Origin of the sequence: Fulvivirga imtechensis AK7 (assembly GCF_000331535.1) — a bacterium.
Lineage (GTDB): Bacteria > Bacteroidota > Bacteroidia > Cytophagales > Cyclobacteriaceae > Fulvivirga > Fulvivirga imtechensis.
Map to the genome: position 1 here is coordinate 43,284 of NZ_AMZN01000046.1, position 11,035 is coordinate 54,318.

Annotated in this window: 8 protein-coding genes; 3 read left to right on the forward strand and 5 right to left on the reverse strand. The window is 44.2% G+C overall.

What is annotated here, in order from left to right:
* The gene (locus C900_RS13400) at positions 1-1,392 is read right to left on the reverse strand and encodes a flavin monoamine oxidase family protein (RefSeq protein ID WP_009580494.1); all 1,392 of its coding nucleotides are present in this window, start codon (positions 1,390-1,392) and stop codon (positions 1-3) included.
* A 78-nt stretch (positions 1,393-1,470) separates the two neighbouring features.
* On the opposite strand from C900_RS13400, the gene pnuC reads away from it, so the two are divergent.
* A complete protein-coding gene (gene pnuC, locus C900_RS13405) occupies positions 1,471-2,082 on the forward strand; it encodes a nicotinamide riboside transporter PnuC (RefSeq protein WP_051052845.1) in 612 nt (203 codons plus the stop codon).
* Positions 2,046-2,600 carry an AAA family ATPase gene (locus tag C900_RS13410; protein ID WP_009580496.1) on the forward strand — a complete coding sequence of 185 codons (555 nt, stop codon included), beginning with the start codon at positions 2,046-2,048 and terminating at the stop codon, positions 2,598-2,600. The genes pnuC and C900_RS13410 overlap by 37 nt, the downstream gene beginning before the upstream one ends.
* 32 nt (positions 2,601-2,632) lie before the next feature.
* Here the strand turns inward: C900_RS13410 and C900_RS13415 are convergent, their stop codons facing one another.
* From C900_RS13415 to C900_RS13430, 4 genes are read right to left on the reverse strand one after another with little or no spacing between them, the layout of a single operon-like run.
* Positions 2,633-3,298 carry a lipoprotein signal peptidase gene (locus C900_RS13415; protein WP_009580497.1) on the reverse strand — a complete coding sequence of 222 codons (666 nt, stop codon included), beginning with the start codon at positions 3,296-3,298 and terminating at the stop codon, positions 2,633-2,635.
* Positions 3,299-6,598: an isoleucine--tRNA ligase gene (gene ileS / locus C900_RS13420; RefSeq protein WP_009580498.1), complete on the reverse strand. Its 3,300-nt coding sequence runs from the start codon at positions 6,596-6,598 to the stop codon at positions 3,299-3,301.
* 23 nt (positions 6,599-6,621) lie between these two features.
* On the reverse strand, positions 6,622-9,084 hold the full coding sequence (locus tag C900_RS13425) for an efflux RND transporter permease subunit (protein ID WP_342662397.1): 2,463 nt from the start codon (positions 9,082-9,084) through the stop codon (positions 6,622-6,624).
* 55 nt (positions 9,085-9,139) lie between these two features.
* Positions 9,140-10,474 (reverse strand): deoxyguanosinetriphosphate triphosphohydrolase, encoded by a 1,335-nt coding sequence (locus C900_RS13430; RefSeq protein WP_009580500.1) that lies wholly within the window; start codon positions 10,472-10,474, stop codon positions 9,140-9,142.
* A gap of 274 nt (positions 10,475-10,748) precedes the next feature.
* Between C900_RS13430 and C900_RS29910 the strand changes: the two genes are divergently transcribed.
* The gene (locus C900_RS29910) at positions 10,749-10,916 is read left to right on the forward strand and encodes a hypothetical protein (protein WP_157494023.1); all 168 of its coding nucleotides are present in this window, start codon (positions 10,749-10,751) and stop codon (positions 10,914-10,916) included.
* Positions 10,917-11,035 lie beyond the last annotated feature (119 nt).

An 11,035-nucleotide genomic window follows, 5' to 3' on the forward strand; every position in this document is an offset into this window, starting at 1 on the left:
CTACTTTGCTAGTATGCTATCAATAATTTCTTGTACAGTCTTTTCTGCAGATTCGAGCGCTCCATGCACTGTGCCATAGTTGCCATTAACATTTGCCGCTTCTCCTGCAAAATAAAGTTTATCCTGGAGCGGGGCCGATAATATAACGCGATCATTGTCGCTACCTCCGGGCAGCGGATAGGAATACCCGCCACCGATATTCTCATCAGCCGACCAATCTTTTTTTATAAAAGCATTCAATTCATTATTAGTACTGGCATTTCCTTCAAACATTGCATCTAATTCAGCTATTAGATCAGCTTTTATTACTTCATCACTTAAGCCTGCCAACGCTTCAGCCTCGCTTCCGAATGCCGTAGCGATTAATGTTCTGTTAGTGGAGCTTCTGACAGATCCGGCTCCTTCGTACATAGGTATCATTGTTCCCCCAAAGACCTTAAAAGTAGTCTGCCCCCAAAAATTTCGGTTAAACCTCAGTATCATTTTCATGGCACCATCCATACCAATCCTACTCAATGCCTGAAGTTTATCATCAGGCAAACCGGGAATAAAATTTACATCCCCTCTTTTTATTATTGAAACCGGAACCGTTAAAACCACTTTGTTGGCAGTTAAATTGCCGTTGCTGGTCCCAATAGTCACCTCTTCACCGGAATAATCCACAGACAGCACTTTGGTATTATATTCAATTCGATCCAGTACGTTGGAAAATCGGGAAAAGATAATGTCCTGTAGCGGGTTATTAGCTAATGCTAAAAATTTATTGTTGGTTGGGAGGTTGAGTGACTTAATTATGCCATTGATCCCGATCCGACTATTGTCAGAACCCAACTGGTCACCAAGCAGGCTTTCCAATAGGGGATACGCATCACCGGTGATGCCTGCCTCCTGAATTGCCTGAAGAATAGACTGATCAGTATCTGTGAAGGGAAGATTATTAATGAAATTTTGAGCAGCCGAAAAAGAGGAATCGGCAGCCCATCCGGCAGCGTTTTTTGTTTGTCCGTTAAGGTAAAATAAGTCTTCCCGGGCCTCAGCCAGATCGCTTACCTGGATATTTAGCTCACTGGTGATCTTCAGCAGCAGTGATTCGCCAGTTCGTATGGTATCAGCACCAAGCTCTACCGGAAAGTCGGCAAACCCTCTTATAGATAAGATCCGTCCGCCTATTCTTTCGGAGGCTTCCAATACTGTCACATTCAAGCCCTTCTGCATCAGCAGATCGGCCACATAAAGCCCCGCTACGCCAGCGCCCACAACCAAAACGTTTCCATTATAATCAATGGCTGGCCCTCCGGGATCATCCTCCTTGCATGATGTTAATATTGTAGGCAGAAACAGGCCGGCAGAAGCGCCAATACCTATTCCTTTTAATGCTTTTCTCCTGTTCACGAGCTACTGATTAGGGTTATAGCCACTTCAGACTTTGCTAAAATAATAAATAAAAAGATATATTTGTCACCTTTTGCTATGCACGAGATTTTAGAGCAGACTGTCCAATATTTAACGAACATCAACCCGTATGAGGCTGCCGGGCTAATATTCGGGCTGCTGGCGGTTGTCTTTCTCATCCGTGAGAACATCTGGACATGGCCCGCGGGAATCGCTTATGTATTAGTATCATTTGTAATATTCTGGCAGGAAAAATTATATGCTGACTTTGCGCTGCACGTATTCTTTCTGGCGCTGAATATTTACGGTTGGTGGTATTGGGTGCATGGGGATAAAGACAAGGAAGAAGAGGTGCCGGTCACGAACACCCCGGCCTCGCTATTATTATTATTCATCGTAGCCTCTTTTGCCGGCACTTTCCTTATAGGCTACCTGCTATCCCGTACCGATGCATCCCTACCCTATTGGGACAGTGCCACCACAGTGTTTAGTATTACAGCCATGTGGCTAACCGCACGAAAGAAAATTGAAAACTGGTACTTTTGGTTTTTTGTTGATGTAGTGGCCACTGGCGTCTATTTTTACAAAGACATTTACTTTTATGCCATTCTGTATTTGATCTATATCGGTCTGGCGATATCCGGGTATCTTGCATGGAAGAAAACAATGAACAATCAGGCAGGGAGTTGAAAAAAGTGGTGGTCATCGGGCCTGAGTCAACCGGCAAATCATCCTTATCTTCAGCGCTGGCTGCGCACTACCAAACTGAGTGGGTGCCGGAGTATGCTCGTGAGTATATCGACCAACTGCAACGACCGTACCAGGAAAGCGACCTGATAGAGATCGCCAGAGGGCAGTTGGGATCGGAAGATGAAAAAGCCGCCAAATCCAATAAATTACTAATTTGTGATACTGATCTGATCGTGATCAAAATATGGTATGAACACAGGTACGGCTACTGCCCGAAGGAGATCCTTTCTACCATCAACTCCCGTAAATATGATCTATACCTGCTCACCTACATCGATATACCGTGGGAAGATGATCCACAAAGAGAATATCCGCATCTGATGGAGTACTTTTATAACCTTTTCAAAAGCGAGTTGGAAGCGCTGAATCTTCCCTATGTAGTGGTTAGAGGTGAGTTTGAAGAGAGGATGCGTTCGGCTACCAGAGCTATCGACAGCCGATTGAATTGCGAACAATGACATACATATGTGGCTGATCAAGCCACATATAACTATGAAATAATTGCTCCTTCCTTTTCTCTGTCAACATGATGTTCATCCATGGAAACAGTAGCTTCGGTAATGGTTTCATTATCTTCTTTGTCTTTAAAGAAGCGCTTTTGAAACAGAAGTATCAGTACAACTCCTATAAATATGGACGAATCCGCAATGTTGAATACCGGGCTGAAAAAGAGGAAATAATCACCGCCTATGCCAGGTACCCAATCCGGATAGTAGCCGTCAAAAAGGGGGAAGAACAGCATATCAATCACCTGCCCGTGAAACCATGGAGAGGGCGAACCGGCAGGAGCATTATTAAGAAACACTCCGTAGAAAGTACTATCGATCACATTCCCAACGGCACCTCCCAAGATCAGCCCCATACACCATAGCAAGCCTGCTTTTGCGCCCTTTTTATAGAGATAATAAATATAGTACCCAATTCCGAACATAGCGCCAAGGCGGAACAGTGTCAACAAAAGCTTACCGTACTCATGGCTTGATTTCAAACCGAAAGCCATACCCGGGTTGAGCAGATAGTGTAGTTTAAACCAGTCTCCAAAAACGTCAATCTCACCGGGAGTACCCATGTCCATATTAAAATGAACCAGCAGTTTTACGGTCTGGTCAATAATTATAACTCCCAGAGCCGCCAGGTAATATTTATATAACTTCATTTATGCTTCGATTTTAACCTTAAGCTTGTGCTCATCCATCTCCAGTTCACTTCCATCGCTCAGGTTGTCTAAAATGTTCAGTGACAATGCCTGTGTTTCATTGCAAATATATTCTTTGTTGGCTTCCAACGCGGCATTCACCAGATCAGTGTTTCTCTCTATATTAATTTTTATCTTGTCCTGAACTTCTAATCCCATATCCTTCCGAAGATTTTGCACCCTGTTTACCAGGTCTCGTGCAATGCCTTCTTTCCTGAGTTCATCAGAGATAGTGATATCCAACGCCACTGTTAACCTTCCTTCGGAAGCCACAGACCAACCGGGAATATCCTGGTAGTTGATCTCCACATCCTCTAGCGTTAACTCCACTGTGCCCTCCGATAGTTCCACAACAAGTTTATTTTCGTTTTCCAACTGCGCTATCTCATCAGTAGAAAACTGGTTGATCTTCCCGGATATTTCCTTCACCCTGGGGCCGTATTCCTGACCCAGCTTTCGGAAATTAGGTTTCACATGCTTTACCAGCACCCCTGACTCGTCATCCACAAACTCTACTTCCTTGATATTAACCTCTGACAAAATCAGCTCTTCTACTGCACTTACTTGTCTCTTAAACTGGTCATTTATTACAGGCAGTAAAATTTTTGATAGCGGCTGACGTACTTTTATCTTATGTTTCTTCCTGAGTGAGTGTACCAAAGATGAAATATTCTGTGCTAACGACATACGCTGTTCCAGGTCTACATCTATCACTGACTCATCCTTCTCAGGAAAATCTGCCAGGTGTACGGACTCTGCGCCTTCCAGCCCCGTAACAGCGTTTAGGTCCTGAAACAGTTGATCCATATAAAATGGCGCTATTGGCGAGCCCAACTTCGCAATGGTAACCAGACAGGTATACAACGTCTGATATGCCGCCTTTTTATCCGCATTGTATTCACCTCTCCAGAAGCGCTTTCTGTTCAGCCTTACATACCAATTGCTCAGATCATCGGTGGTGAAATCCTGGATCAGCCTAGCAGCCTTTGTGGGCTCGTAATCTTCATAAGAAGCCTCCACTTTCTCTATCAGGCTATTCAACTTGGAGAGTATCCATCGATCGCTTTCTGTCCTGTCGCCATTGGCAATCTCACCATCTTTGTAGTTAAACCCATCCAGATTTGCATACAATGCGAAGAAAGAATAAGTATTGTGAAGGGTACCGAAAAATCTTCTTTGCACCTCTACAACGCCTTCCATGTTAAACTTGAGGTTATCCCAGGGATTAGCATTGGAGATCATATACCAGCGCGTGGCATCCGGCCCGTGCTCTGCTAATGTTTTGAATGGATCGATGGCATTGCCCAATCTCTTAGACATTTTGTTGCCATTTTTATCCAGCACAAGGCCATTGGCGATAACATTCTTGAAAGCAACATTATCGTACAGCATCACTGCAATAGCATGAAGCGTAAAGAACCAGCCCCTGGTCTGATCCACTCCCTCGGCAATAAAATCAGCCGGGAAGTTGGTGTCAAAAATATCTTTATTCTCAAACGGGTAGTGCCACTGAGCATAGGGCATAGCACCCGAATCAAACCATACATCGATAAGGTCCGGTTCGCGATACATTTTCTGTCCGCTGTCACTTACCAGAAATATGCGGTCTACGTAAGGCCTGTGCAGATCAAAGTCATCGCCTATAGGTTCGGACATAAAACCTGCTTTAACAGCTTTTTGCACTTCAGCTTTCAACTCTTCTATGGAGCCGATACATTTCTGTTCTGTTCTGTCTTCTGTAACCCAAATAGGCAGTGGTGTGCCCCAGAACCTCGATCGTGACAGGTTCCAGTCTACCAGGTTTTCCAACCAGTTGCCAAAACGACCGGTTCCGGTAGACTCCGGCTTCCAGTTGATGGTTTTGTTCAACTCCACCAGTCTGTCTTTCATGGCAGTAGTTTTAATAAACCATGAATCCAATGGGTAGTACAACACCGGCTTATCCGTTCTCCAGCAGTGGGGATAAGGGTGTTCATATTTTTCTACTTTAAAAGCTTTGTTCTCCTCTTTGAGCTTAATAGCGATCTGCACATCAAGCGATCTTTCCGGAGCCTCTCCCTCTTTGTAGTATTCGTTTTTAACATAAATACCGGCAAAATCAGAGATCTCCTTCACATAACGCCCTTGCTTGTCTACAATGGGACCGGCATTACCTTCTTCATCTTTCACAAGGATAGCACCGATGCCTGCCTGCCTGGCTACCCTTTGGTCATCCGCACCGAAAGTAGGAGAGATGTGTACGATGCCCGTACCATCTTCCGTACTAACAAAATCTCCGGGTATTACCTTAAAGGCTGGTCCATCTGGTTCTACATAGGGCAGTAGTTGTTCGTATTCAATACCTGTTAAATCCCTGCCTTTATATTCCTCCACAATTTTGAAAGGAATTAATTTATCTCCTTCCTTAAAGTCCTCGAACGACACCTCTTTGGCCTTTTCGTTGAAGTATTCTCCCATTCTATCCTTAGCCAGAATGACATAAACCAGTTCAAAGGTATATGGATTATATGTTTTTACTTTTACATAGTCTATTTTTTCGCCTACTGCCAACGCAGTATTTGCCGCTAGCGTCCATGGTGTAGTTGTCCAGGCCAGAAAATGGGTATTTTCCTCGCCTTTCAGCTTAAATTGTGCCGTCACAGTAGTGTCTTTCACATCTCTGTACGTGCCTGGCTGATTCAGCTCATGAGAACTGAGTCCTGTACCTGCTGCCGGGGAGTAAGGCTGAATGGTATATCCTTTGTAAAGCAGCCCTTTATCGTAGAGTTGCTTCAGCAGGTACCACAGCGTCTCCATATATTCCCTGTCGAAAGTAACGTAAGGATTGTCCAGGTCGACCCAATAACCCATTTTTTGTGTCAGGTCGTCCCATTCATCTTTATATTTCATTACCGTTTCGCGGCATTTCTGATTATATTCTTCTACGGAGATCTTTTTCCCGATATCTTCTTTTGTAATGCCCAGCTCTTTTTCCACCTGCAGCTCTACTGGCAGTCCATGGGTATCCCAACCACCCTTTCTTTTTACCTGAAAGCCTTTTAGCGTTTTGTAACGGCAGAAGATATCTTTTACAGCACGAGCCATCACATGGTGAATACCTGGTGTACCGTTGGCAGAAGGTGGCCCTTCATAGAATGTGAATGTTTCATGCCCCTCACGTAGATCGACAGATTTTTCAAAAATCTTGTTTTCCTTCCAATATTTCAATATTCGATCAGCTACTCCGGCATAATTGAGCCCTTTATACTCTTTGTACTTCACCTTTTGATCTCCTTTAAAGTATTCTATGATTTAATTTTATCAGAAACGTTCTCTTTTTCGGCAGCCTCGTTATTACCTACCCTGATCAGTTCAAGATCTATTTCCTCGTCTTCATCTTCCTGGTAAAAACCATCGTCATATTGTTCTATCAGCGGATGTGCATCTTTTCTGCGCTTACCATCATCAATAGACATCAACAATGACGGAAGTAGGATCAGGTTGGTGAACATGGCTATTAGCAACGTCACGGAAGTCAGGATCCCCAGCGCTACCGTACCGCCAAAACCAGACCCGGCAAAGATCACAAAACCAGCAAACAGTATGATGGAGGTATACATCATGCTAGCCCCTGTTTCCCGCAAAGTTTTACTGACAGCCACGGGCACGAAAAATTTATTGGCAAAAAGCTCCTGCCGGTACTTGGCTAAAAAATGTATGGAGTCATCAACCGATATACCAAACACAATGCTAAATATAAGTGCGGTACTGGGTTTCAACGGAATACCTGCGAAGCCCATGATACCGGCTGTAATCACCAATGGGATGATATTTGGAATGAGTGAAATGAGGATCATTCTGAAGTTTACAAACAGAATTGCCATGATCACAGAAATGATCAAAAATGCCAATAAAAGACTCATTCGCAGATTCTCTATCAGAAATTTGTTTCCTTTAATAAATAGAGGTGTGGTTCCTGTTATGCTTAACGTCATGCCCGACTCTGCAAACATGGAATCTATTTGCGGTTGTATCACTTCACTGATCAGCGAATCCATTTTGTGTGAGCCTATATCCGCTACCTGCATGGATATCCTCATCTTCTGCAAGGTAGAATCAACAAAAGAGCTGAATAATCCGCTTTCATCATTTTGACCCTGGAGGTATGGAAAAATAAAGTTCTTCTCACGTCTATCGGGAAGGCTATACCTTGCGGGGTTGTTATTATAAAACGCTTGCTTTGCAGCTTTCACAAAGCTGACAATTGAAACAGGCTTTGAAATATCCTGATTAGATTCCAAAAACTCTTCAAACTGCTCCACTTTCTGAAGATTTCTCACGTCTATTACGCCTCTTCTCTCGTGGGTATCGATCACAATCTCGAGTGGCATGATACCGCTGAAATGCCTTTCAAAAAAAGCCAGGTCCTGCTTGATCTGACTATCAGCAGGAATATCATCCACCATATAGGAAACTGCCCTGATCTTTAAAGTGCCAAAAACTGCAGCCACTACCAACACCACTGTGATGCCGTAAATGTAGATCCTGTGCCTATGCACGAGCAGATCCATTCTGGTAAGCGCAAAATCAAGTATTTTGAATTTGAGGTGCTTTAACTGCTTTCCTCCGGGTGCGGGCAGCCAGGAGAATACAGCCGGTATAAGTATTATGCTCACAAGGAAAGTGGCCATAATATTAACACCAGCCACTATTCCAAACTCTTTAAGTATGGTAATATCAGTGGTGGCCAAAACCAGAAAGCCTATAGCGGTGGTGAAATTGGTGATCAATGTGACCAGTCCTATTTTTCTGATCACACGGCTGATCGCCATGATCTTGTTTCCATGCTTTTCAAACTCCTGGTGATACTTGTTTAACAGGTATACCGCATTGGGTATGCCTATGACAACAATTACGGGAGGTATCAGCCCTGTGAGTAGTGTAATTTTATAATTAAATAGTACGAGAGAGCCCAGTACCCAAACCACTATTACGGCAATAACAATAATTGGAAAAAGTACGGCATCCCAGGTGCGGAAGAAAAGAAAAAGTATAAATGCCGTCACAGCAACCGAAAGGAAAAGAAATATCTGCATTTCATTTCTCACCTTACCGGCTACAACCGAACGTACAAATGGTAATCCGGCATATTTGAGATCAATATTCGTGCTTTCTTCAAAGTGAGTACCTGCATCAATAATACTTTCTGTCAGGCCCAGCCGCTTTGGAGAATTCAGCACTTCTCTGTTAATAGAAACCAGGATCAATGTCGCACCGTTTTGGTCATTGATCAACCTGCCGCTGTAAAACTTCTGACCTTCTGCTACTTTTAGCAAGCTATCCAGTGTTTCCTGGTCCTTCACAGATTCATTAAAAATAGGCTTAAGCGCAAATCTTCTTTCTGCGGTATCCTTTTCAAGCCGTTGAATGAGTGGCAGGGAAAGCACATCGTTTACCCCTGGCAAAGCTGCTATTGTAGTGCTTAGCTCACGAAGTCTTTCAAAATTTTCAGGAGTATACAAGCTACTATCTCTGATACCCAGCGCTACCAGGTTTCCATCTTCACCAAATTCCTGCTTAAACTGTTGAAAAACAACCATGTCAGGATCATCGGAAGGTACTGTTTTGGCAAAGTCGTAGCTCATCTCTGCATTACGGGCATGGTACCCCATAAATGCAGTAATTGCTACCAGTATCGACACCAGTAGCAGCCTGTACTTAATAATTATATGCGAGAGTTTTGTCCACATGTCCGAATAAGACCACAAAGGTAATCATTTTAGGCTTAAAGTATAATTTAAAACTATTAAACCTGGCGACTGATCAAGTTCGTGGTAGAGATATTCCTTTTATTTTTCTATAAAGTGAAATAGCGTGTGAATCCGTCATCCCGGATACAAAATCCACGCAGCTCATCAGGGCGCTGTACAGATCGGTATGTTGGGAAATTTCATTTTTTATCTCGACCGGAAGCAGTCGCAGCGCTGACTGGTCTTTTTTTGTCAATGTGGTGTTTTTAATCACCTCAAAGGCTGCCGTAGTAAAAGAAGCCAGCAGCCCCGGCACCACCTCAAATCCCGCAGCCTCTGTCTCCATAACCGACCGCGCCCTGTAAATTTTTTCGATAGACAGACTTTCAATGTCTTTAAGCACTTCGGTAGTTTTAATCTGATCGGTAAGAGCGGTGTCAAATGTACCGTTAAGCAGATTTTTTTCCTCATCGAGGAACAGCGAGCAACACTCATCAATAAGTACTCCTATGGAAAGCGCACGCAATGTACCGATCCTTTCATCGTTACTCTCTATGCGTTCCAGCTTTGCCTGATCAAATTTATCGCGAAGTATACCTGCATAAAGCTCCACGGTATCATCGTAGCTCACCAGGTTAAGCCGGCAGCCATCTTCCAAGTCGATCAGTTGATAACAGATATCATCGGCAGCCTCTACAAGGAAGGCCAATGGATGCCGTGACCAGACATGGTCTGCATACCTGATCAGGCCTACGTTGTCAGCAATAGCCTCAAACAGTGCGCTTTCCGCCTGAAAGAAGCCATATTTTTTCTGACTTCTCCTGGTCTTGTCTCGCCCCGGCAGCAATGATTTTCTCGGATATTTACTAAATGCAGCCAGTGTAGCATAGGTTAGCTTCAACCCCTGATACCGCTCTTTATTGAGTATTCTAAAGCCTTGAGCATTGCCCTCAAAATTCGTAAGATCCTGCCATTGCCATTCATCTACCTGATCTTGAAAAAGTCTGGCAGCCGGATGATTAAGGAAAAACTCCGAGATGGCATCTTCACCGGAATGCCCGAAAGGAGGGTTGCCAATGTCGTGAGTCAATGATGCTGCTGCCACAATAGCTCCAAGATCATGGACTGAAAATTTTTCAGAAAGCTCCTTATGCCTTTGCAAAAGCACCTGCCCGGCTCTTTTCCCCAGGCTACGGCCTACACTGGATACTTCCAGGCTGTGCGTAAGGCGGGTGTGTACAAAATCGTACTCAGGCAAAGGGTGTACCTGCGTTTTATCCTGAAGCCTGCGAAAAGGATGAGAAAATATTATTCTATCGTAGTCTTGCTCAAAAGCACTCCGGCTGATGTCATGCTGTCTGGGGCTCTCTCCTGCCCGTTGGTTTGAAAGTAGTTGCTCCCAGTTCATTTAGAAGTAAGTCATTATTCACACTCAAATACAATCGACAAATTTAGGAGATCGGAGGGATTTAATGCTAGAAATTGTAGTGAAATGAGATTGGGTGTGCTGAGCCGGAAGCCCGAAGCCCGAAGACCGAAGTCGGAAGTACGGTACTTTAGCGACAGCTTTCGGAACCCGGCAGGTCTATAGAAGTAGGCAATCGGCAGAAGCAGTAGGCAAATTTTTAGTCATTAGTATTGAGTCGTGAGTCGTGAGTGAAAAACGAATCTTCATCCAAAGCATGCGAACTACTCTCCTCCTGGGAGGAGATACAGAGGTGAGTGGGGTGCCCATCTGTCCTTCAGACATCTGTCCCCAGGTCGGGGAGACTTTAGCGATGACGTTCGGTGCTCTTCAGTTTCTCCACCTCCGACCTTTGGCCACCTCCGCCAGCGGAGGACAGTACTAATAAGGTTCACGATAATTTGATTTAGTAGTTTCACCCTTTGGAGGGGACTAGGGGGAGGTTAGGGAGTCGAAAGTCCGAAGACCGAAGTCGGAAGTAGGTTACTTTAGCGACAAGCTTTC